This is a genomic window from Streptomyces sp. NPDC004065, assembly GCF_044903565.1.
GTDB lineage: Bacteria > Actinomycetota > Actinomycetes > Streptomycetales > Streptomycetaceae > Streptomyces.
In genome coordinates this window covers 28,045-50,010 of record NZ_JBJDQT010000012.1, presented here as the reverse complement: position 1 = coordinate 50,010, position 21,966 = coordinate 28,045, and the positions used below count along the sequence as shown (strand labels likewise).

The following is a 21,966-nucleotide window of genomic DNA, read 5'->3' as shown; positions in this document are numbered from 1 at the left end:
GGGCGGGCGACGGGCCCGGCGCAGCGTCGGGACCGCGCGGGGGCTGGTGGCCCGGGCCGAGCCGGGCGGTCCGGCGGAGGCGGGAGGCCCGGCCGGCCGGCGGAGGCGGGACGCCCGGGCTGAACCGGGCGGTCCAGCGGAGCCGGGAGGCCCCGGCTGAACTGGGCCGTCTAGCCTAGCTAGCGGAGGCGGGCGACGCGCCAGACGCCGAGGAAGACGACCAGGGCGACGAGCAGGACGTAGGCGCCGATCACCCGCCAGTCGGGGCGGCGTCCGCAGCCGCGCGGGGGCAGGCCGGGCAGCGTGTTGCCGACCCGGCGGGCGGCCATCATGCCCCAGCCCGCCGCGCAGAAGCAGATCAGCAGGCCCAGCATGGCGATCACGGCGCCGCTGTCGCCGTCGAAGGCCAGCGGGAAGGCGAACATCAGCGAACCGACCGCGGCCAGGCCCACGATGGGCGCGAGCTGCCAGATGCGCAGCCGCCGCTGCGGGCGCAGCTCGACCTCCACCTCGGGCCCGGGGAACATCTCCTCGGGCTCCGGTCCGTCCGCGGTCACTCCGCCCTGCGTCTCGTCCGGCCCGTCGGGGCTCAGGGAGCCCTCGTCCGGGTCCGTTCCGGCGCGCTCCACGGTGACGCGCTCGGTGTCTGCTGCGGTGTCGCGAGGGCCGGCCTCCATCGCCACGCGCCCTCCCAACTAGGACTCCACTTGGTCGATCGAAGCTCGATGATGGCACGGCGCCGGAGGTCGGGATGACGGCCTGGGCGTCCCGATGCCATCACGTGATCAGGCTGTGACCCGTCCTTCGACCAAGGCGAGGGCGCGCCCGGGAAGTTCCGTGGCGTCGGCGGCGGCGCCGCTCAGCCAGTGCACCCGCGGGTCGCGCCGGAACCACGAGTCCTGACGGCGGGCGAAGCGCTTGGTGGCGCGCACGGTCTCCGCGCGCGCCTCGTCGAGCGTGCACTCTCCGGCGAGCGCCGCGAGTACCTGCTGGTAGCCGAGCGCTCGGGAAGCGGTGCGCCCCTCGCGCAGGCCGCGCGCCTCCAGCGCGCGCACCTCGTCCACCAGTCCCGCCTCCCACATCCGGTCGACGCGGCGGGCGATCCGCTCGTCGAGTTCGGGGCGCGCCACGTCGACGCCGATCTGGACGGTGTCGTAGACCGAGTCGTGCCCGGGAAGGTTCGCGGTGAAGGGCCGCCCGGTGATCTCGATCACCTCCAGGGCCCGGACGACGCGGCGCCCGTTGCTGGGCAGGATCGCGCGGGCGGCCTCCGGGTCGGCGGCGGCCAGACGGGCGTGCAGGGCGCCCGAGCCGCGCAGGGTGAGCTCCTCCTCGAGGCGGGCGCGCACCTCGGGGTCGGTGCCGGGGAACTCCAGGTTGTCGACCGCCCCGCGGACGTACAGACCCGAGCCGCCGACGAGGACGGGCCAGCGCCCCTCGGCGAGCAGCGCGTCGATCCGCGCGCGGGCCAGCCGCTGGTACTCGGCGACGGAGGCCGCGACCGACACGTCCCAGATGTCCAGCAGGTGATGCGGTACGCCGCCGCGTTCCTCGGGTGTCAGCTTCGCGGTGCCGATGTCCATCCCCCGGTAGAGCTGCATCGAGTCGGCGTTGACGACCTCGCCGCCGAGGCGCTGGGCCAGGAAGACGCCGAGATCGGACTTTCCGGCCGCGGTGGGGCCGACAACGGCGATGACGCGGGGGGCGGGGGGTGCGCTGCTCACCGCACCAGTCTCCCAAACGCCACGGGGGCGCCACGAACGAGTTACGTGACGTCACGCTCGCGGGGTCGTTGCCCGTTGCGAGGTTTCTACGGCCGGTTCGCGGCGGGCGGTGGTCCGGGCCGCGCACAAGGGTGCGCCGGGCCACGCGGGGTCGTGCCCGCACGAGTAACGTATGGAGTTGATATGGGCGTATTTGCTCGGCTTTTCCGGAGGCCGAAGAGCGCGGGGCCGGGTGGCGCGCAGGAGGGCGCCGCCGCGCCGGAGGCGGAGCAGGGCGAGGTGGTGCGCCTCGGCTCGGAGGCGGCCGGCGCGGCAGCGGCGGCCGGGACGGCGAGGGAGGCGGCCGAGGGCCCGGCACAGGAGTCCGCGCGGGAGTCCCGGCAGGGCTCCGCGAGGGAGTCCGGGCGGGATTCCGCTTCCGGAGGCGCCGAGCCGTCCGGGGCCGAAGGGGTGGAGATCCCCAAGCAGCAGGCCGCGGGCGAGCCGGCCGGACAGGAGACCGGCGAGGGCGCCCGCACGTAACGGTCCCGCCAGGGAAGGTGAAGCATGGGTCTGCTGAACAACATGAAGGCCAGGCTCGGACCGGCCAGGGAGAAGGTGTCGGGCCTGGCACAGCGGCACGGTGGCTCGATCGAGCACGGTCTCGACAAGGCCGCGAAACTGGTCGACGAGAAGACCAAGGGCAAGTACAGCGACAAGATCCACGCGGGCACGGGCAAGGCGAAGCACGCCATGGACCGGCTCGCCCACAAGGACGGGACCGGCACGGGCACGGACACCGGCGGTGCCACCGCGCAGCCGCCGCAGGGCCCGCCCCCCATGTCCTGACCCGCGCGCCGGGTACGGCGGAGGGCCGGGTGCCGTCCGCCGTGCCCGCGGCCGGTCCCCCGGACCCGCCTCAGGGCCAGGTGGCGACGAACGCCTCAGGACCAGGCGACGGCGACCGCCTCAGGACCAGGTGGCGACGAGGTATCCCACCCCGTACGGCGCGTCGTCGTGCAGCAGGGCGCCGGAGAGGCCGGCGACTTCGGCGGCGCCCGCCAGCACCTGCCAGGGAGCCCGGCCCGCGGCCTTGAGTGCGGACGCCGTTTCCACGTCCAGGGCCTGGAGCGCGGCCACGTCCGCCGCGCCGAGGGCACGGGCCACCGCCGCGTCGAAGGGCTCGGCGCGGTCGTCGAGGTACCCCGGCGCCTTGACCGAGCGGCAGGCGCTGGCGTCGCCCATCACCAGCAGCGCCACCCTGCCGGAGCGCGCCGCGATCTCCCGGCCGGCCTCCGCGCAGCGCGCGGCCGGCAGCGTCCCGGCGACCGCCAGCCCCTCGACCGGGGCGTCGGACCACCCGGTCCGCTCCAGCAGCCACGCGCCGACCGCCAGCGAGAGCGGCAGCGGGCGCCCGGACCCCGCCCCGGTGTCCCGGCCCAGCCGTACGTCCAGCGCCACGCCGAACCCGCGGAACGAGCCGTAGGCGCCCTCCGCGTACGGGCCGTCCCGGCCGTCCTCGGACGGCCCGGTGGCTCCCACGACCACGAGCAGATCGGGCCGGGCGGCGGCGAGCACCCCCAGCGCGTCCACGCACGCGGCCCGCGCGGCGTCCATCTCCGGCGCGGCTCCCGCGGCGACCTCGGGCACCAGCAGCGGCGGGCAGGGGCAGACTGCGGCGGCGGCAAGCATGATCGGCAGCGTAACCCGCCGCGCCCGGCCACCGCACGGGCCGCGGCTCAGTCGCAGCCGCAGCCGCTGCCCGCCGTCGCCGGCAGGGGGGCGGGGGCGCCGATCTTCGGCAGGCCGAGCATGACACCCGCCGGCTTGGCGGCCTCGGCGGCGTTGCGCTTCTCCCAGGCGTCGCCCGCGCGGGTGCGGCGGACCCCGAGGACCGGGCCCTCGGCGAGCAGGTGGTGCGGGGCGGCGTAGGTGACCTCGACGGTGACCACGTCGCCGGGGCGCACGTCCTGCTCGGGCTTGGTGAAGTGGACCAGGCGGTTGTCGGGGGCGCGGCCGGACAGGCGGTGGGTGGCGCCGTCCTTGCGGCCCTCGCCCTCGGCGACCATCAGCTCCAGCGTGCGGCCGACCTGCTTCTTGTTCTCCTCCCAGGAGATCTCCTCCTGGAGCGCGACCAGCCGCTCGTACCGCTGCTGGACGACGTCCTTGGGCACCTGGTTCTCCATCTCGGCGGCGGGGGTGCCGGGCCGCTTGGAGTACTGGAAGGTGAACGCCTGCGCGAACCGCGCCTCACGCACCACGTGCAGGGTCTGCTCGAAGTCCTCCTCGGTCTCGCCGGGGAAGCCCACGATGATGTCGGTGGTGATCGCCGCGTGCGGGATGGCGGCGCGCACCTTCTCGATGATCCCCAGGTAGCGCTCCTGCCGGTAGGACCGGCGCATCGCCCTGAGCACGGTGTCCGAGCCGGACTGGAGCGGCATGTGCAGCTGCGGCATCACGTTCGGGGTCTCGGCCATGGCGGCGATCACGTCGTCGGTGAAGTCGCGCGGGTGCGGCGAGGTGAAGCGGACGCGCTCCAGGCCCTCGATGGTCCCGCAGGCGCGCAGCAGCTTGCTGAACGCCTCGCGGTCGCCGATGTCGGAGCCGTAGGCGTTGACGTTCTGGCCGAGCAGCGTGATCTCCGAGACCCCCTCGCCGACCAGGGCCTCGACCTCGGCCAGGATGTCGCCGGGGCGGCGGTCCTTCTCCTTGCCGCGCAGCGCGGGCACGATGCAGAAGGTGCAGGTGTTGTTGCAGCCGACCGAGATGGACACCCAGGCCGCGTACGCGCTCTCGCGGCGTGTGGGCAGCGTGGAGGGGAACGCCTCGAGCGACTCGGCGATCTCGACCTGGGCCTCCTGCTGCACCCGGGCGCGCTCGAGCAGCACCGGCAGCTTGCCGATGTTGTGGGTGCCGAAGACGACGTCCACCCAGGGCGCCTTCTTCACGATGGTGTCCCGGTCCTTCTGCGCCAGGCAGCCGCCGACCGCGATCTGCATCCCGGGCCGCCTGGCCTTCTTCGGCGCGAGATGGCCGAGGTTGCCGTAGAGCCGGTTGTCGGCGTTCTCCCGGACGGCGCAGGTGTTGAAGACGACCACGTCCGCGTCGCCGTCCGACCCCTCGGGCGCGCGCACGTACCCCGCGTCCTCGAGCAGCCCGGCCAGCCGCTCGGAGTCGTGGACGTTCATCTGGCACCCGTAGGTGCGGATCTCATAGCTGCGAGTGACGCCCACTTCATGGCTCCGGTCGATGCTGCTCATGCCCTAAGGGTAGGCGGTCGCCGGGGTGCACCCGGACGGCGTAACCCTCCGGGGTGGCGCGTACGGCGGCGCAGACGTGGCACGGGCTGCCGCCCACCGCGGGACGGGCCGCCGTACACCGCGACACGGGCCGCCGCTCACCGCGGCAGGGCGGCGATTGATCCACAATGGGGCGCATTCGTGCGGCGGTGCCGTTCCGTTCGCGGCGCCGGGCCCCGGCTCCACTCCTCCCGACTCCCGACTCGTCGACTCCCGACTCGTCAACTCTTGACCCGTCAACTCCCGACCCGTCGACTCCCGACTCGCGCGGCCGGCCCCCACGGCCCGGACCGCGGACAGGTGCCTGTGATGCAGCTTCGTGACGCGACGGGCCCGGCGGCCCCGGACGCGACGCCGGCCCCGGACGCCGCCGCGCCGCGCCGGTGGCTGCTGCGTCCGGCCGGGCCCGTCGCCCTGGCCCTGCTCGCCGGGGTCCTGCTGGCCCGGGCCGCGCGGGTGGCCGTCGCGTTCCCGCGGGGCGGCATGGACAACGCCTTCGTCGTGCACGCCGGCCGGGTGTGGCTGGACGGCGGCGCTCCCTACGCCGACCGGCGGTTCCTCTATCTGCCGAGCGCCGTGCCGTTCGCCGGGGCGCAGGCGATGCTGCCGGCGTCCGTGCTGCGCGTGGCCGCGCCGGTGGTGTGCGTGGGGCTGATCGCGGGCGGCTGGTGGTGTGCGGTACGGCTGTTCCGGGTGCCGGCCCGCAGCCGGTTCGCGGTGCTGGGACTGCTCGGGCTGGTGCTGGGCTGGGCGCCGGCCGGGCACCTGGTGAACCTGGGCAACTGGACGGCGGTGAGCGCCCTGGCGCTGCCGCTCGCGCTGCTCCTGGCCGACCGGGGGCGCTGGAACGCGGCCGGTGTGGTCCTGGGCGTCTCGGTGGCGGTCAAGCCGCTGCTGCTGCCGGTCGTGCTGCTGCTGGTGCTGGCCCGGCGGTGGCGTGCGCTGGTGTGGACGGTGGCGGTGCCCGTCGTCCTGTCGGTGGCCGCGGCGCTGGTGATGCCGGACCCGGGCGGGTTCTTCACCCGCACGCTGCCCTTCCTCCTGAAGGGCGGGGACGCCCTGATGCGGCCGTTCGACTGCTCCCTGCCCGCGGTGCTGCCACGGCTCGGTGTGCCGCCGGTGGCGGCCGAGGCGCTGGCCCTCGCCGCGGCGGCGGCCGCGGTGGTCTGCGCCTGCCGGCGGTGGCGGCGCGGCGATGCGGGTCCGGCGCGGCTCGCGGACACGGCGGCGCTGCTCATGCTGGCCTCGTTCCTGGTGTCCCGGCCGTCGTACGAGCACTATCTGGTCGTGGTCGTGCCGCTGCTGGTCGCCGGCGCGCTGGAGGCGGGCTCGGTGGCGCGCTCGCCGTGGTTCTGGGCCGCGCTGGTCCCGCAGGTGCCCGAGTTCGCCTTTCCCCACCTCGACGCCTCGACACGCAGGGCGTTCAAGGACGTGGCCGCGCTGTCCGCGCTCACGCTGGTGCTGGCCGTGCGGTGTGCCCGCGTCCCGCGCCCGGAGCGGCGACGGGCCGCGGTTCCGCCGGCGGACGCGGTGGTGCCATAGGAGGCGGGAACGACGGCGCCGTGGGGCGACGGCCCCGTGGCAGCCCGCGCCCCGGACACCCCTGCGCCGCTCCGCCCGCCGCCGGGAACGCCGCACCGCCGCCGTCCGGTCGGCCGCGGGCGGGTGGGGCTGCGTCCCCCGGTCGGCGGGCCGGCCGGTCGGCGTCGGGCACGCCCGTGTCCCGTGTCCCCAGCCACCGGGCACGCCCCTTCCGCTCAGCCGCCCCGCCGGGCCACGCCCCGCCCCGGTCAGCGGCCGCAGGCCGGGCGTGTCCCGGTCAGTCCGCGTCGGGCACGCCCGTGTCCCCCAGCCTGCCCGCGTCGGGCACGCCCGTGTCCCGTGTCCCCGGGGCAGCCACCGGGCACGCCCCTTCCGCTCAGCCGCCCCGCCGGGGCACGCCCCGCCCCGGTGAGCGGCCGCAGGCCGGGCGTGTCCCGGTCAGCCCGCGTCGGGCACGCCCGTGTCCCCCAGCCTGCCCGCGTCGGGCACGCCCGTGTCCCCCGGTCGGCCGCCGTCCGGGACCCAGCCCTGGCGGCGCAGCACCGCGGCGACGTCGGGCGCCCGGTAGTGCTCCCCCTTGAGGACCTTTCCGTCGTCCCGGCGCGCGACCTCGCCGTCGGGGCCGAGCTTGCTCATGTTGGAGCGGTGGATCTCGGCGATCACCTCGTCGAGGTCGATCCCGTGCACCAGCGCCGTGCCGTACGCCACGTACACCACGTCGGCCAGTTCGTGCGCCAGCCGGTCGAGCGGGCCGGTCACCGCGACCTCGGCCACCTCCGCCGCCTCCTCTGCGAGCAACTTGCCGCGGTGTGCGGCCAGTTCGGGCGACACCTCGGCGGGCACGGCGCGGGCGTGGAGCCCGAAGGCGCGGTGGAACTCACGGACGAGATCGGCGGGCGAGCTGCTCATACGGCGACTGTAACCGCCGCCGGTGACGGCGCCGGCCGGCCGTCCGCGCACCCCGGCCCGGTCAGCACCGCCCCCCGGCCTGGCCAGCACCGCGCCCCGGCTGGCAGGATCGCGCGCATGTCCAAGGTGTTCCCCCCGATCGGCAGACGGCGTGCCCTGCAGGGCTCGGCCGCCGGTGTCGTGGTCCTCGGGCTGCTGCTGTGGTGGCTGGCGCCGCTGGGCGACGAGCCGCCGAGCGGAACGGTCACGTTCAGCACCGGCACCCTCAGCGGGGTCTACCAGGAGTACGGCGTCCGGCTGCGCGCCGCGTTCCGCAAGGACATGCCGAACCTGAAGGTGCGGCTGCTGACCAGCGACGGCTCGCAGGAGAACGTCACGCGGGTGGCGACCGGCCGGGCCGACTTCACCATCGCCGCGGCGGACGCCGTGGAGACGTACGAGCTCAACAACAGCCCGAACGCGACCCGGCTGCGCGGGGTGGCCCGGCTGTACGACGACTATGTGCAGCTCGTCGTCCCGCGTGACTCGCACGTCACCTCGGTGGCGGGCCTGCGCGGCAAGCGGGTGGCGATCGGACCCCCGAAGTCGGGGGTGCGGCTGATCGCCGAGCGCGTGCTCAGGGCGGCCGGGATCGATCCGGAGAAGGACATCCGGCCGATGTCCGACGGCATCGACACCGGGCCCGGACGGCTGCGGCAGGGCGCGATCGACGCGTTCTTCTGGTCGGGCGGGCTGCCGACGGACGGTCTGAAGCAGCTCGCGGGCACGTTCGCGTTCCGGTTCGTGCCGATCGGGCCCGGCCTGGTGGCCAAGCTGCACGCGCAGGGCGGCGCCACCCGCTACTACCGCGCCACCAACATGCCCGAGTCCGCCTATCCGACCGTGCAGAACGGTTCGGCCGTGCCGACCATCGCCGTGTCGAACGTGCTGATGACGCGGCAGGACATGGATCCGCGGCTCACCGAGTGGGTGACGCGCGCCGTCATCAAGAGCCGCGACGGGATAGGCGCCCACGTCCACTCCGCCCAGCTGGTCGACGTACGCACCGCCATCTACACCGACCCGCTGATGCTGCACGAGGGGGCGCGGCGCTACTACCGGTCGGTCAAGCCGTAGGCCCGTACGGAACCGAGGGCGCCCGCCGCGCTCCCGCGCGCCCGGCAATCGTCCCGGCGCCGCGCCCAGCGCCCCGCGCCCTACGCCCCTCCCGGCTCGGTCCTCGGGACCGTCACCGTCACCTTCAGCCCGCGCGGCTCGTCCGGCAGATGGTGGTCGTAGGTGAGGGAGCCGCCCCCGGCCGCGAGCAGCGCGCGGGAGATGGACAGGCCGAGGCCGGAGCCGCTGATGTTCTGGTGGCGGCCGCTGCGCCAGAACCGGTCCCCGACGCGTGCCATCTCCTCGTCGGTGAGGCCCGGGCCGTGGTCGGCGACCACGATCGTCGAGGTGTCGCCGCCGCCCCGGACGCTCACCTCGACGCACTCGCCCTTCGGCGTGAACTTCACCGCGTTGTCGATCACGGCGTCCAGGGCCGAGGACAACGCGACCGGATCGGCCCAGGCGGTGGTGGCCGGGCAGTCCCCCCGCAGCCGTACGCCCTTGGCCTCGGCGGCCGGCGCCCAGGCGGCCACCCGCTCGGAGGTCAGCTCGCCGATGTCGATGAGCTGCAGGTCCGCCTCGGCGTGCTCGGCCAGCGCCAGGTCGAGCAGGTCGTCGAGGACCTGCGCCAGACGCTTGCCCTCGGTGCGCACTGAGGCGATCTCCTCGTTGCCCTCGGGCAGTTCGAGGGCGAGCAGCTCGATGCGCAGCAGCAGGGCCGCCAGCGGGTTGCGCAGCTGGTGCGAGGCGTCGGCGACGAAGGCGCGCTGCTGCTCCAGGACGTCCTCGACGTTGTCCGCCATCTCGTTGAAGGACCGGGCCAGTCTCCTGAGTTCCGGCGGCCCCCCGGCCACCGCCACGCGGGACTTCAGCCGGCCGGTGGCGATGTCGTGGGTGGTGGCGTCGAGCACCCGTACCGGCCGCAGCACCCAGCCGGTCAGCCGCAGGGCCGCCCCGACGGCGAGCAGCATGGCGGCGATCTCGCCCGCGCCGATGAACAGCCAGCCGTGCAGGGTGCGCGAGCGCATCTGACCGGTCGGGGAGTCGGTGACGACGACCGCGACGACGTCGCCGTCCCGGATGACCGGCGAGGCGACCACGAGGCGGTGCCGCTGCCAGGGCCACACCTGCTCGGGGTCGTGGCTGCGCCGGCTCAGCAGGGCCTCGTCGAAGGCCTCCCGGACCTCGCCGGTGGCGGGCAGGGACCAGTCGCCGGGGGCGTTGGCCATCGGGGTGCCGGTGCGGTAGAAGACGCCGGCCCGGATGCCGTAGACCTCGTAGTAGCTGACGAGTTCGCGGCTGAGGGTCTCCAGGCGCTCGTCCGGGACGGTCCGCCGGGAGCCGGTGGGCCGGTCGGTGACGAACTGGGCGAGGGCGGCGAAGCGCGCCGTGTCGTCGATCCGGTCGACGACGACCTTCTGCTGCTGCGCCTTGGCCACGCTGACGGCGAGCGGGACGCCGAGCGCGAGCAGTACGGCCGCCATCAGCACGATGAGCAGCGGCAGCAGACGTGTGCGCACCCGGTCCCGTCCCCCTACGCGGCCGGGGCGACGAGCCGGTAGCCCACGCCACGCACGGTCTCGATCAGCGCGGGCATGCGCAGCTTGGAACGCAGGGAGGCGACGTGCACCTCCAGCGTGCGCCCGGTGCCCTCCCAGCTGGTGCGCCAGACCTCGCTGATGATCTGCTCGCGGCGGAAGACGACACCGGGGCGCTGGGCGAGCAGCGCGAGGAGGTCGAACTCCTTGCGGGTCAGCTGGACGACCGTGCCGTCCACGCTGACCTGCCGGGTGGGCAGTTCGATGTGCACGGGGCCCAGCCGCAGCGCGCTCGCACCGGCGCCGGCGGCGTCCTCGTGGGCGGTGCGGCGGCTGACGGCGTGGATGCGGGCCAGCAGCTCGCCGGTGTCGTAGGGCTTGACCACGTAGTCGTCGGCGCCGAGGTTGAGGCCGTGGATGCGGGAGCGGACGTCGGAGCGGGCGGTGACCATGATCACCGGGGTGCTGGTGCGTTTGCGGATCTTGCCGCAGACCTCGTAGCCGTCCTGGTCGGGCAGGCCCAGGTCGAGCAGGACCACGCCGAAGCCGGTGCTCTCGGGGACGAGTGCCTGGAGCGCCTCCTCGCCGCTGCGGGCGTGGGTGACCTCGAAGCCGTGGCGGGCGAGCACCGCGGACAGGGCGGCCGCCACATGGTTGTCGTCCTCGACGAGGAGCAGTCTCATCCCGGCCCCCTCCGGTTTTCCCGTCGTATGGTCATGTGGTGTAAGGACAGCGCGCGCACGCGCGTGCACCATGGCAGTCACGCCGATGGACGAGGACTCCGTCAAGGGGGATCCGGTTGCGCCCCGCCGGTCGTTACCCAGCCGGTACGGACCGTGGCCGGTCCCGCTACGACATGTGTCCGGCCGCTACCGGATCGTGATGCTCAGATTCCCCTCAGATGTAATGACGCTGGTCGCACCGCGTGGCTATGGTCCACCGAAACCGAGGAGGACGGAGCCTGAGAGCGATGACCGAAGTATCGGTGGCCAAGGAGGACGTGGCCTCGACCGGCGATCTGGTCGTCCTGAAGAGCGTCAACAAGCACTTCGGCGCGTTGCACGTGCTCCAGGACATCGACCTGACGATCACCCGCGGCGAGGTCGTCGTGGTCATCGGGCCCTCCGGGTCCGGGAAGTCCACTCTGTGCCGCACCATCAACCGCCTGGAGACCATCGACTCGGGCACGATCACGATCGACGGCCGGCCGCTGCCCCACGAGGGCAAGGAGCTGGCCCGGCTGCGTGCCGACGTCGGCATGGTCTTCCAGTCCTTCAACCTCTTCGCGCACAAGACCGTGCTGGAGAACGTGACGCTGGGGCAGATCAAGGTCCGCCGCACCGACAAGAGGAAGGCCGAGGAGCGGGCCCGCGCGCTGCTCGACCGGGTCGGCGTGGGCGCGCAGGCCGACAAGTACCCCGCGCAGCTCTCCGGCGGCCAGCAGCAGCGCGTGGCCATCGCACGGGCGCTGGCGATGGACCCGAAGGTCATGCTCTTCGACGAGCCGACCTCGGCCCTCGACCCGGAGATGATCAACGAGGTCCTGGAGGTCATGCAGCAGCTCGCCCGGGACGGCATGACGATGATCGTCGTCACCCATGAGATGGGATTCGCCCGATCGGCTGCAAACCGGGTGGTCTTCATGGCCGACGGCCGGATCGTCGAAGAGGCTGCGCCCGACCAGTTCTTCAGCAATCCGCGCAGCGACCGGGCCAAGGACTTCCTGTCGAAGATCCTGCACCACTGACGCGGTGCGCGCCGCCCCGCGCGGCCGCACCTCCCGTACCGGCCGGTGCACCGCCGGCGTCACCGGTCCCGCCGGTGTCACCGGTACCACCGGTCCCGCCGGTGTCACCGCTGCCGGAGACGGCATCGAGTGCCACTGCGGCACCGGCGCCACCGGTCCCGCGTCGACCGCCGTCGTCCCGTTCCCGACGGCCCGAACCGCCTCAACACCAAAGGAAGTTCACCATGAAGCTCCGCAAGGTCACCGCCGCCTCGGCCGTCGTGCTCGCCCTCGCCGTCTCGGCGACGGCGTGCGGGTCGGGCGACAAGAAGGACGACGGGGGGTCGTCGGGCGGCGGCAAGAAGATCGCCATCGGCATCAAGTTCGACCAGCCGGGCCTCGGCCAGAAGACGCCGCAGGGCTACACCGGCTTCGACGTCGACGTGGCCAAGTACGTGGCCAAGAAGCTCGGCTACAAGGAGGACCAGATCGAGTGGAAGGAGTCGAAGAGCGCCGACCGCGAGACCATGCTGCAGCGTGGTGACGTCCAGTTCATCGCCGCCACGTACTCGATCACCCCGGAGCGCGAGAAGAAGGTCGACTTCGCCGGCCCCTACCTGCTCGCCCACCAGGACGTGCTGGTCCGCGCCGACGACACCTCCATCAAGTCGCCCGCCGACCTCAACAACAAGAAGCTCTGCTCGGTCACCGGCTCCACCTCGGCGCAGAACGTCCACGACAAGCTGGCGCCCAAGGCCAACCTGCAGGAGTACCCGACCTACTCGGCCTGTCTGAGCGGCCTGCAGAACAAGGCGATCGACGCCCTGACGACCGACGACTCCATCCTCGCCGGCTACGCCGCCCAGGAGCAGTTCAAGGGCAAGTTCAAGCTGGGCGGTCTGAAGATGACCAACGAGAACTACGGCATCGGCGTCAAGAAGGGCAGCGACCTCAAGGCCAAGATCAACAAGGCCCTGGAGGAGATGGTCGCGGACGGTTCGTGGCAGAAGGCCGTGGACGCCAACCTGGGTCCGGCCAACTACAAGAACGAGCCCGCGCCGAAGATCGGCGACATCAAGAGCTGAACCAGCGCCCACCGGGTGCGCCGCCCACGGGGGGTGGCGCACCCGGGGCCCATCACACGCGGAAGCACGGGAGATCGTGTTCGACTTTCTTGAAGGTTACGACCTGCTGGGAGCCTTCTGGGTGACCGTGCAGCTCACGCTGCTCTCGGCCGTCGGCTCCCTGGTCTGGGGCACCCTGCTGGCCGCGATGCGCGTCGGCCCGGTGCCCCTCATGCGCGGCTTCGCCACCGTCTACGTCAACATCGTGCGGAACATCCCGCTGACGGTGATCATCCTCTTCGCCTCGCTGGGCCTGAGCCAGACCCTCAACATCAACCTCGGTGCGCAGGCCTTCGAGAGCATCAACTTCCGGCTCGCGGTCCTCGGCCTGGTCGTCTACACCTCGGCCTTCGTCTGCGAGGCGATCCGCTCCGGCATCAACACGGTGCCCATCGGACAGGCGGAGGCGGCCCGCGCGCTCGGGCTGAGCTTCACCCAGGTGCTGACCCTCGTGGTGCTCCCGCAGGCGTTCCGCTCGGTGGTCGGCCCGCTCACCAACATCCTGATCGCGCTCACCAAGAACACCACCGTGGCCGCCGCGATCGGCGTGGCCGAGGCGGCCGCGCTGATGAAGAAGATGATCGAGAACGAGGCGGAGCTCATTCTGATCTCCGCGGTCTTCGCCTTCGGGTTCGTGTGTCTGACGCTGCCGACCGGTCTGATCTTCGGCTGGGTGGGCAAGAAGGTGGCGGTGAAGCGATGACCTCCGTGCTCTACGACGCCCAGGGCCCCAGGGCCAAGCAGCGCAACGTCCTCTACACGGTGGTGTTCCTCGCCGTGCTCGCCGCCGTGCTCTGGTGGGTGTACCGGGCCCTCGACGACAAGGGGCAGCTGGACTGGGAGAAGTGGAAGCCGTTCTTCGCCGGCACCGAGGCGTGGACCACCTACCTCCTGCCCGGCCTGAAGAACACGCTGATCGCGGCGTCCCTTTCCATGGTCATCGCGCTGCCCCTCGGCGCCTTCTTCGGCATCGCGCGGCTCTCCGACCACACCTGGGTCAGGGTGCCGGCCGCCGTGGTCGTGGAGTTCTTCCGCGCCATCCCGGTGCTGGTGCTGATGATCTTCGGCAACGCCCTGTTCGCGAAGTACAGCAGCGTCAGTTCCGACGACCGTCCGCTGTACGCCGTGGTCACCGGCCTGGTGCTCTACAACGCCTCGGTCCTGGCGGAGATCGTCCGGGCCGGCATCCTGGCCCTGCCCAAGGGCCAGACGGAGGCCGCCCACGCCATCGGCCTGCGCAAGACCCAGACCATGACGTCGATCCTGCTGCCGCAGGCGGTCACGGCGATGCTGCCGGCGATCGTCAGCCAGCTGGTGGTCATCGTGAAGGACACCGCGCTCGGCGGCGCGATCCTCACCTTCCCGGAGCTGCTGTCGTCCGTCTCCTCCATGAGCTCGTACTACGGCGCGAACGTCATCGCCAGCTTCACGATCGTGGCGCTGATCTACATCCTGCTCAACTTCAGCCTCACCAGCTTCGCGGGCTGGCTCGAGCAGCGGCTGCGGCGGGGGAAGAAGTCGACGGGGGCGGTGCTGGCCCCCGCGGCGGTGGCCGGCACCCAGGCGACGGGCGCGGCCGAAGACACGGGCGGGTACGCCGGAAAGACGCACACCTGACGGTACGTAACCCAACAGGTGAGACACGGGGGCAGTGGAGTGAGCGCCACTGCCCCCGTCGCTTGACGCAGGCAGCGGCAATGGGTTGCATACGTTCTGTGATCGTGCACCCTGCTCCAACCGTTTGTTCACGTCCGTCCGTCAGGACACCCCCGCGGGCAGGGAGCGCCGCGCCGTGGACCCGGTGATCGTCGTCGGGGCGGGGCCCGTCGGGCTCACGCTCGCCCTGGCGCTGGCGCGTCAGGAGGTCCCGTCCGTCGTGCTGGACGAGGGGCCGGGCGCCGACGCGCCGCGTGCCGCCCGCACCGTCGTGCTGCGCGAGGACACCGCCGCGCTCATGGAGCGGCTGTCCGGTGCGCCGCTCGCGCGGGCCGGGCTGCGCTGGGCCGGATGGTGGTCGATGCGGCGCAAGCAGGTGACGGGCGAGGTCGTCTTCGGCGACGAGAGCGGCGACGGCGGCGCGCGGTCCGCGGGCGGCGCCGGAGCACGGTCCACGGGCGGCGCACGGTCCGCGGGCGGCGCCGGATCCGTGGCGGCGGGCGCAGCCGAGGGAGCCGGCCCCGGGGCCACGGGACTCGCTCCGCTGCACATCGCCCAGCACGTCCTGACCGGCGCCCTGCGTGCCGCCGTCGCCCGTGAGCCGCTCATCGAGCTGGCCGTGAACAGCCGGCTGGACACCATAGAGCAGGAGACCACGGGCGTCACCGCGCACACGCGGGGCGCCAACGGCACCTGGTGGCGCGGCAGCTACCTCGTCGGCTGCGACGGTCCGCGGTCCACCGTGCGCAAGCTCCAGGACATCCGCTTCCCCGGCCGCACCGCCGTCGAACGGCACGCGGTCGCCGCACTGCGCACGGAGCTCCCCCGGGCCGGTGAAGCGTTCCTCCACCGTTCACCGCCGTGGCGGACCACCGGCCCCTCGGCCGGGGAGATCGCCGCCCGTCCGCTGCCGGACGGCGTCTGGCGGCTGGACTGGCTGCTGCCGCCCGGCAAGGATCTGGTCACCCCCGAACTGCTGATCGCCCGCATCCGGGAGACCCTCACCGGCTGGACCGGCGAGAGCTCACCGTCGTACGAGCTCCTGGACACCGGGGTGCACACGGTGCACCACCGGCTGGCCCGGCGCTGGCGTGCCGGGCGGGTGTTCCTCGCGGGGGACGCCGCGCACCTGCTGGGCACGCTGGGCACCCAGGGGCTGGACGAGGGACTGCGGGACGCCGACAACCTCGCCTGGAAGCTGGCGCCGGCCTGGCACCACGGGCCGCACGAGGCGCTGCTGGACAGCTACCAGACCGAGCGGCGGGCGGTGGTCGCCGCCCGGCTGCGCGCCGCGGACCAGGCGTTGCCGCTGCTGCGCGGCGGGGGCGGCCTGCGCTCCTACGTCCCCGGCGCGGCGCGGGGGCACGACGCCCTGCTGATGGACGGTCACCTGGGGCGCGGTGTGCTGGGCGCGCCGGGAACGTACGCCCGTTCCCCGCTCGCGCCCCCGCGCTCCGACTCCGACGTTCCCGTGGACACGCCGCCCGGCGCGCAGGTCGCGGATGTGGTGGTGACCGCGGAGGACGGCTCCTTCGTGCCCCTGCGGGACCGGCTGGGCCGGGGAGCGCTGCTGGTGGTGCTGGTCGCCCCCGGCACGGTGGTGTGGGAGCGCCGGCACTGGGTGAGCGCCGGGATCATGCCCCGCCTCGCCGCCGCGGTGGCCGCCCTGCCGCACCCGGCCGAGCTGCTGGTCGCCGAGAGCTACCCGGGCGCGGCCCCGCACACCGTGCTCCTGGTACGGCCCGACGGGCATCTGGTCACCGCGCTGGGCGGGGTGCGCCCGGCCGAACTGTACGCGGCGGCGGAGGCGGCGCTGGGCGGCGCGGCCCGCGCCGACGCCCGGGCCGAGGCGGGCGCCCACTGACGGTCCACGGACCTGGCCGTTCCCGGGCTCGTCCTGGGCCTGGGTTCCGGCCTGTCCTCGGCTTGGTCCGGGTGTGTGCCGGGACTGTTCCGGGTTTCCCGACGGCCTGTCCGGAGCGCTGTCCGGAGCGTCGGCCGAGGCGGCCGCACAGCCCGCCGGCCTGGACGGCCGCGGGCCGCCCCGAACCGGCGGCCGGGCACCCGCCGTCACCGGGCGGTCCACATGGTGACGGTGAGTTGACCGGTCCGGACCGGCATGGTGTACTCCGGATCGTGACCGACACCTGTGTACGCCTGTGGCGGAGGGTCCACATGGACCTCGTCCGCTACGCGGGCTGCGTGTGTCGCCCGTCCTGCTGAATTCGCGTTTCTTCTTCCCCATCCCCACTTTCAGGCGCGCGCCGCTTCCGCTGCCGTCGCGCGCCTTTCGCGAACCTTCTCCAGGACGGTGTACGTGTCTGTCTCCTCCTCCCTGCCCGTGTCCGCCGCCACCGACCGCGCCACGGCGCCCACGCAGGCGGACCTCCTCGACTTCGCCCAGCGCGTCGCCGCGGACGCCGAGCTGATCGCCTCGCTGCCCCTCGATCCGCAGGGCCGCACCTGGGTGCGGCTGGAAGGGCCCGGTGGCAGCGAGGCCTGGCTGATCGGCTGGCCGCCCGGCAGCGGCACCGGCTGGCACGACCACGCCGACTCCGTGGGCGCCTTCTTCACCGCGACCGGCGAGCTGACGGAGAACTCGCTGGCCGCGCGGCTGCCCACCGACGGCTGGAAGACCCTCGAACTCACCGACGGCGTGGACCGCGAGCGCCGGCTGCCGGCCGGCCGGGGTCGCACCTTCGGGCGGCATCACGTGCACGAAGTGTTCAATCCGTCCGCGGAGGGGCATGCGGTGTCCGTGCACGCCTACTATCCGCCGCTGCCGCGGATCCGCCGTTACAGCCGTACCGGACAGACCCTGCGCCTGGAGCAGGTCGAGCGCCCGGAGGACTGGAGTTGAGCGCGCGGCGCCCGCCGGTCGGGATCGACGAGCTGCTGGAACGGGTCCGGCAGAGTTACGAGCGCGTCGAGGCGTCCGAGGCGTACTCCGCCGCCCGGGCCGGCGAGGCCCTGCTGGTGGACATCCGCTACGCCGCCCTGCGCGAGCGGGACGGGCTGATCCCCGGAGCCCTCGTCGTCGAGCGCAATGAGCTGGAGTGGCGGCTGGATCCGCGGGGCAGCCACCGTCTTCCCGAGGCCACCGGCCACGACCTGCGGGTCGTGGTGGTCTGCAACGAGGGCTACGCCTCCAGCCTGGCCGCCGCCTCCCTGCACCAGCTGGGCCTGCACCGGGCGACCGACCTGGTGGGCGGCTTCCAGGCGTGGCGGGCCGCGGGACTGCCGGTGACGACGACGCGGGCGCAGTCGCTGTAGCCGCCCTCGCCGCGGGGACGCCGGCCGGGACGGCGGCGCTTCTCCGGGGCCGAGGGCCAGGGCTCGGGAACCCCAGGGGGCTCGAGGGGGCGGGTTCCGGCCGGGGGCCGGTGCGGTCCGGACCCGGTCTCAGCCGGCCCCGTCGCCCTCGTCGTACCCCGTGTCCTCGAGGAAGCCGGTGTCCTCGCCCTCCTCCTCCAGCGCCCGGCGGACCACCCGCAGGGCCAGGCCCTCGGAGTAGCCCTTGCGGGCGAGCATGCCCGCCAGCCGGCGCAGCCGCTTGTCCCGGTCGAGCCCGCGGGTGGCGCGCAGCTTGCGGTCGACGAGCTCGCGTGCGGTGGCCTCCTCCCGCTCGGCGTCGAGCCTGCCGACCGCCTCGTCGATCAGCGCGGCGTCCACGCCCTTGGTGCGCAGCTCCCGGGCGAGCGCGCGCCGGGCCAGTCCGCGTCCGTGGTGCCGGGACTCCACCCAGGCGTCCGCGAAGGCACCGTCGTCGATCAGCCCGACCTCCTCGAACCGCGACAGGACCTCCTCCGCCGCCTCGTCGGGGATCTCCCGCTTGCGCAGGGCGTCGGCGAGCTGCTTGCGGGTGCGCGGGGTCCCGGTGAGCAGGCGCAGACAGATCGCGCGCGCCCGCTCCACCGGGTCCCCCGGAGGCTCCTCCCGCTCGGCCCTCGACGAGGAGGAGGTGCCCCCGTCCTCCGCGGACGCCTCGCCGAAACCACGCCGGCGACGCCCGCGCCCGCCGCGCGACCCGCCGTCACGCGAGCCGCCCCGGCGGGAGCCGCCCATGCCCTCGTCCGCGCCGTCGCCCGGCCGGAACGGCCCGTCGGCGTCGGCGTCGTCCGCGCCGCCGTGACCCGGCCCGGAGTCGCGGCCGTCCCCGGTGCCCCTCCCCCGTGGGGCGCCGAAGGCGGCGTACTCGTGCTCGTACTCCGGCCAGTCGGTTCGTCGTGTCACGGGTCAGCTCTTGGCTGCGGCGGCCTTGGGCTTGGTGGCCTTGGCGGCCGCGGCGGGGGCCGTCTTGGCGGCGGCGTCCGGGGCGGCCGGGACCGCCGCGCCCGTGGCCGGCTCCGCGGCCGGCTCCTCGGGCCGCACGCCGACGCCCAGCTTCTCCTTGATCTTCTTCTCGATCTCGTTGGCCAGGTCGGGGTTGTCCTTCAGGAAGTTGCGCGCGTTCTCCTTGCCCTGGCCGAGCTGGTCGCCCTCGTACGTGTACCAGGCGCCGGCCTTGCGGACGAAGCCGTGCTCCACGCCCATGTCGATCAGGCCGCCCTCGCGGCTGATGCCCTGGCCGTAGAGGATGTCGAACTCGGCCTGCTTGAAGGGGGGCGCGACCTTGTTCTTGACGACCTTGCAGCGGGTGCGGTTGCCGACCGCCTCCGTGCCGTCCTTCAGGGTCTCGATGCGGCGGATGTCGATGCGCACCGAGGCGTAGAACTTCAGCGCCCGGCCACCGGTCGTGGTCTCCGGGGAGCCGAACATCACGCCGATCTTCTCGCGCAGCTGGTTGATGAAGATGGCCGTGGTCTTCGACTGGTTGAGCGCGCTGGTGATCTTGCGGAGGGCCTGGCTCATCAGCCGGGCCTGCAGACCCACGTGGCTGTCGCCCATCTCGCCCTCGATCTCCGCGCGCGGGACGAGCGCGGCGACCGAGTCGATGACGATGAGGTCGAGCGCGCCGGAGCGGACCAGCATGTCCACGATCTCCAGCGCCTGCTCGCCGTTGTCGGGCTGGGACAGGATCAGGTTGTCGATGTCGACGCCGAGCTTGCGCGCGTACTCGGGGTCGAGGGCGTGCTCGGCGTCCACGAAGGCCACCTGGCCGCCGGCCTTCTGGGCGTTCGCGACGGCGTGCAGGGTCAGGGTCGTCTTGCCGGAGGACTCCGGTCCGTAGATCTCCACGACACGGCCGCGCGGCAGGCCGCCGACGCCGAGGGCCACGTCGAGCGCGGTCGACCCGGTGGGGATGACCTCGATGGGCTCCTTCGACCGCTCGCCCATGCGCATGACCGCGCCCTTGCCGAATTGCCGTTCAATCTGTGCGAGCGCGGCGTCGAGCGCCTTCTCGCGGTCGGTACCTGCCATGGGTTCCACCCGGTTTGCTTGAGTCGATCGCTTCACGTCAAAGACGCTAACGCCTGCCACTGACAATGCGCCCCGACGTCCCTCCGGCCTGTGGACAACTCAGGCGCTTATCACCCCGAACCGGGGCGAAATCCCCCTCGTTGAGCCTCACCGGAGCCCCCATAAGAATAGATGTTCGATTTTCGTGTCAAGCGGGACCCCGCGGAACCGGCGGTCCGGGCCGATGCGGCCGCCCGGCGTTCGCCGTCGGCCGTTCCCCGCTCGCCGCTCGCCGGACGCCGGACGCCGGACGCCGTTCCCCGCTCGCCGGACGCCGCTCGCCGGACGCCGGACGCCGCTCGCCGGCCCCCTGCCTAAGAGCCGCTCTGCTCCCCGGGGGACGCCTCTCCCGCCGCGGCCGCGCCCCGGACGTCCTCCGGCTCGCCCGCGGCCGCGCCCCGGACCTCCTCCGGCGCCGTCCCGGACCCCGTCCCCGGCCGGCGCGTCCCCCACAGCCGCCGGGCCCGGCCGGCCAGGCCGCCGGGGCCGGCGGCCTGGCGCCGGCGGTGGCCGTGCACCCGGGGGTCGTCCGTGACGGCGTACCGCTTCACGTACGCCCCCAGGAACGCCTGCAGCGTGGCGACCGCCGGAATGGCGATCAGCGCGCCCACCGCGCCGAGCAGGGCGGTGCCCGCTATCACCGAACCGAAGGCGACCGCGGGGTGGATGTCAACGGTCTTCGAGGTCAGCTTGGGCTGCAGCATGTAGTTCTCGAACTGCTGGTAGATCACGACGAAGACCAGCACCCACACCGCGTACCAGGGGTTGACCGTGAACGCGATCAGCATCGGCAGCGCGCCGGCGAGGTAGGTGCCGATGGTGGGGATGAACTGGGAGACGAGGCCCACCCAGACGCCGAGCACGGGCGCGTAGGGCACGCCGAGGGCCTGGAGCAGGATGTAGTGCGCGACCCCCGAGATCAGCGCCATCAGGCCGCGCGAGTACAGATAGCCGCCGGTCTTGTCCACGGCGATCTCCCAGGCGCGCAGCACCTCGGCCTGGCGGGCGGGCGGCAGCACGGAGCAGACGGTGCGGCGCAGCCGCGGGCCGTCGGCGGCGAAGTAGAAGGAGAACAGCGCGATCGTCAGCAGCTGGAACAGCCCGCCGAGCACCTGCGCGGACACGTCCAGCACGCCCGCGGCGCTGTTCTGCGCGTACTTGCGCAGCCAGTCGGAGCGCAGCAGCCCCTCCTGGACGTCGACCCGTCTCAGCTCGGTGTGGAAGGTGGAGTTGACCCAGTGGATGACCGAGTCGAGGTAGTCGGGGAAGCCCTCGACGAGCTTGACGAGCTGGCCGGCCAGCATCGAGCCGAGCAGCGTGACGAACCCCGCCGCCACCACCGTCAGGCCGAGGAAGACCAGGAAGGTGGCCAGTCCCCGCCGCATGCCGCGGGCGGCCATGCGGCTGACCGCGGGCTCGATGGCCAGCGCCAGGAAGAACGCGATGAGAACGTTGATCAGCAGACTGGTCAGCTGGTGGAAGGCCCAGCTGCCGAACTGGAAGGCGGCGACCAGCGCCAGCGCGAGCACCATGGCCCGCGGCAGCCAGCGCGGCATACGGGCGGCCGGCCCGGCACCCCCCTCGGCCGGGGACCGGGGAGGCGGCGGCGTGCCGATCGTGGGTGCGTGCTGGGCCGTCCGCCCGGTCTCGTCAGTGGGTGCCACGGTGCAAGTCTCGCCCATGCCGTCGGTGATCCGGCACGGTCCCGCGCACTTCGCGACGGGTCAGCGCCGCTCCCCGGGAACATTCATGACCTGGCAGACCACGCGCCACACGTCCTTGGCGTCCCAGCCGGCCGCCAGCGCCTCGTGCACCGTGCGTCCGCCGAGCTCCGACATGACATGGTCGCGGGCGAAGGTGTCGGCGTACCCCGCGCCGAAGTGCTCCGCCATCCGCTCCCAGAAGACCGTCAACCGCATGCCCCCAGTATCCCGCCCGCGAGAGTGACCCCGGACCATGACCGCCTGCGGGGAC

General features: G+C 73.4%; 22 protein-coding genes and 1 pseudogene. 12 read left to right on the top strand and 11 right to left on the bottom strand.

What is annotated here, in order from left to right; genetic code table 11:
* Positions 1–179: 179 nt before the first annotated feature.
* Complete coding sequence (locus ACI2LW_RS15325) at positions 180–677, bottom strand: hypothetical protein (protein WP_404731771.1); 498 nt, start codon at positions 675–677, stop codon at positions 180–182.
* A gap of 108 nt (positions 678–785) precedes the next feature.
* Positions 786–1,724 carry a tRNA (adenosine(37)-N6)-dimethylallyltransferase MiaA gene (gene miaA, locus ACI2LW_RS15320; RefSeq protein WP_404731670.1) on the bottom strand — a complete coding sequence of 313 codons (939 nt, stop codon included), beginning with the start codon at positions 1,722–1,724 and terminating at the stop codon, positions 786–788.
* Positions 1,725–1,907: 183 nt separating this feature from the next.
* Here miaA and ACI2LW_RS15315 point away from each other — a divergent pair, with 183 nt between their 5' ends.
* Positions 1,908–2,246 carry a hypothetical protein gene (locus ACI2LW_RS15315; RefSeq protein WP_404731669.1) on the top strand — a complete coding sequence of 113 codons (339 nt, stop codon included), beginning with the start codon at positions 1,908–1,910 and terminating at the stop codon, positions 2,244–2,246.
* A 24-nt stretch (positions 2,247–2,270) separates the two neighbouring features.
* Complete coding sequence (locus ACI2LW_RS15310) at positions 2,271–2,552, top strand: antitoxin (RefSeq protein WP_404731668.1); 282 nt, start codon at positions 2,271–2,273, stop codon at positions 2,550–2,552.
* A 120-nt stretch (positions 2,553–2,672) separates the two neighbouring features.
* Here ACI2LW_RS15310 and ACI2LW_RS15305 read toward each other — a convergent pair whose 3' ends face one another.
* The gene (locus ACI2LW_RS15305; protein WP_404731667.1) at positions 2,673–3,395 is read right to left on the bottom strand and encodes a class III extradiol dioxygenase subunit B-like domain-containing protein; all 723 of its coding nucleotides are present in this window, start codon (positions 3,393–3,395) and stop codon (positions 2,673–2,675) included.
* Positions 3,396–3,442: 47 nt separating this feature from the next.
* Positions 3,443–4,963, bottom strand: a complete 1,521-nt coding sequence (gene miaB, locus ACI2LW_RS15300; RefSeq protein WP_404731666.1) for a tRNA (N6-isopentenyl adenosine(37)-C2)-methylthiotransferase MiaB — start codon at positions 4,961–4,963, stop codon at positions 3,443–3,445.
* Positions 4,964–5,311: 348 nt separating this feature from the next.
* Between miaB and ACI2LW_RS15295 the strand changes: the two genes are divergently transcribed.
* Positions 5,312–6,544 carry a glycosyltransferase 87 family protein gene (locus ACI2LW_RS15295; protein ID WP_404731665.1) on the top strand — a complete coding sequence of 411 codons (1,233 nt, stop codon included), beginning with the start codon at positions 5,312–5,314 and terminating at the stop codon, positions 6,542–6,544.
* 513 nt (positions 6,545–7,057) lie between these two features.
* On the opposite strand, the pseudogene ACI2LW_RS15290 reads toward ACI2LW_RS15295, so the two are convergent.
* Positions 7,058–7,453 (bottom strand): annotated as a pseudogene (locus ACI2LW_RS15290) (MazG nucleotide pyrophosphohydrolase domain-containing protein); the annotation flags it as partial.
* A gap of 117 nt (positions 7,454–7,570) precedes the next feature.
* On the opposite strand from ACI2LW_RS15290, the gene ACI2LW_RS15285 reads away from it, so the two are divergent.
* The gene (locus ACI2LW_RS15285) at positions 7,571–8,569 is read left to right on the top strand and encodes a TAXI family TRAP transporter solute-binding subunit (RefSeq protein ID WP_404731664.1); all 999 of its coding nucleotides are present in this window, start codon (positions 7,571–7,573) and stop codon (positions 8,567–8,569) included.
* 80 nt (positions 8,570–8,649) lie between these two features.
* Here ACI2LW_RS15285 and ACI2LW_RS15280 read toward each other — a convergent pair whose 3' ends face one another.
* Positions 8,650–10,068: an ATP-binding protein gene (locus ACI2LW_RS15280; protein ID WP_404731663.1), complete on the bottom strand. Its 1,419-nt coding sequence runs from the start codon at positions 10,066–10,068 to the stop codon at positions 8,650–8,652.
* A 14-nt stretch (positions 10,069–10,082) separates the two neighbouring features.
* Positions 10,083–10,769 (bottom strand): response regulator transcription factor, encoded by a 687-nt coding sequence (locus ACI2LW_RS15275; protein ID WP_404731662.1) that lies wholly within the window; start codon positions 10,767–10,769, stop codon positions 10,083–10,085.
* A 287-nt stretch (positions 10,770–11,056) separates the two neighbouring features.
* Between ACI2LW_RS15275 and ACI2LW_RS15270 the strand changes: the two genes are divergently transcribed.
* The 8 genes from ACI2LW_RS15270 to ACI2LW_RS15235 all read left to right on the top strand — a co-directional run bounded on the left by ACI2LW_RS15270 (position 11,057) and on the right by ACI2LW_RS15235 (position 17,865).
* Positions 11,057–11,833, top strand: a complete 777-nt coding sequence (locus tag ACI2LW_RS15270) for an amino acid ABC transporter ATP-binding protein (protein WP_404731661.1) — start codon at positions 11,057–11,059, stop codon at positions 11,831–11,833.
* A gap of 224 nt (positions 11,834–12,057) precedes the next feature.
* On the top strand, positions 12,058–12,897 hold the full coding sequence (locus tag ACI2LW_RS15265) for a glutamate ABC transporter substrate-binding protein (RefSeq protein ID WP_404731660.1): 840 nt from the start codon (positions 12,058–12,060) through the stop codon (positions 12,895–12,897).
* A 76-nt stretch (positions 12,898–12,973) separates the two neighbouring features.
* A complete protein-coding gene (locus ACI2LW_RS15260) occupies positions 12,974–13,639 on the top strand; it encodes an amino acid ABC transporter permease (protein WP_404731659.1) in 666 nt (221 codons plus the stop codon).
* On the top strand, positions 13,636–14,553 hold the full coding sequence (locus ACI2LW_RS15255) for an amino acid ABC transporter permease (RefSeq protein WP_404731658.1): 918 nt from the start codon (positions 13,636–13,638) through the stop codon (positions 14,551–14,553). Before ACI2LW_RS15260 ends, ACI2LW_RS15255 begins: the two co-directional genes overlap by 4 nt.
* 175 nt (positions 14,554–14,728) lie before the next feature.
* On the top strand, positions 14,729–16,456 hold the full coding sequence (locus ACI2LW_RS15250; RefSeq protein WP_404731657.1) for an FAD-dependent monooxygenase: 1,728 nt from the start codon (positions 14,729–14,731) through the stop codon (positions 16,454–16,456).
* A 71-nt stretch (positions 16,457–16,527) separates the two neighbouring features.
* Entirely contained in the window at positions 16,528–16,815 is a 288-nt protein-coding gene (locus ACI2LW_RS15245) for a putative leader peptide (RefSeq protein ID WP_404731656.1), read from the top strand.
* An 88-nt stretch (positions 16,816–16,903) separates the two neighbouring features.
* The gene (locus ACI2LW_RS15240) at positions 16,904–17,452 is read left to right on the top strand and encodes a cysteine dioxygenase (RefSeq protein WP_404731655.1); all 549 of its coding nucleotides are present in this window, start codon (positions 16,904–16,906) and stop codon (positions 17,450–17,452) included.
* Complete coding sequence (locus tag ACI2LW_RS15235; RefSeq protein WP_404731654.1) at positions 17,449–17,865, top strand: rhodanese-like domain-containing protein; 417 nt, start codon at positions 17,449–17,451, stop codon at positions 17,863–17,865. Before ACI2LW_RS15240 ends, ACI2LW_RS15235 begins: the two co-directional genes overlap by 4 nt.
* A gap of 129 nt (positions 17,866–17,994) precedes the next feature.
* Here ACI2LW_RS15235 and recX read toward each other — a convergent pair whose 3' ends face one another.
* The 4 genes from recX to ACI2LW_RS15215 form a co-directional block, all read right to left on the bottom strand.
* Positions 17,995–18,825, bottom strand: coding sequence for a recombination regulator RecX (gene recX / locus ACI2LW_RS15230; RefSeq protein ID WP_404731653.1), 831 nt, complete (start codon positions 18,823–18,825; stop codon positions 17,995–17,997).
* 3 nt (positions 18,826–18,828) lie between these two features.
* Complete coding sequence (gene recA, locus ACI2LW_RS15225) at positions 18,829–19,953, bottom strand: recombinase RecA (protein WP_404731652.1); 1,125 nt, start codon at positions 19,951–19,953, stop codon at positions 18,829–18,831.
* Between the two features lie 353 nt (positions 19,954–20,306).
* Positions 20,307–21,656, bottom strand: coding sequence for an AI-2E family transporter (locus ACI2LW_RS15220; RefSeq protein WP_404731651.1), 1,350 nt, complete (start codon positions 21,654–21,656; stop codon positions 20,307–20,309).
* Positions 21,657–21,716: 60 nt separating this feature from the next.
* Positions 21,717–21,911, bottom strand: a complete 195-nt coding sequence (locus ACI2LW_RS15215) for a DUF3046 domain-containing protein (RefSeq protein WP_404731650.1) — start codon at positions 21,909–21,911, stop codon at positions 21,717–21,719.
* Positions 21,912–21,966 lie beyond the last annotated feature (55 nt).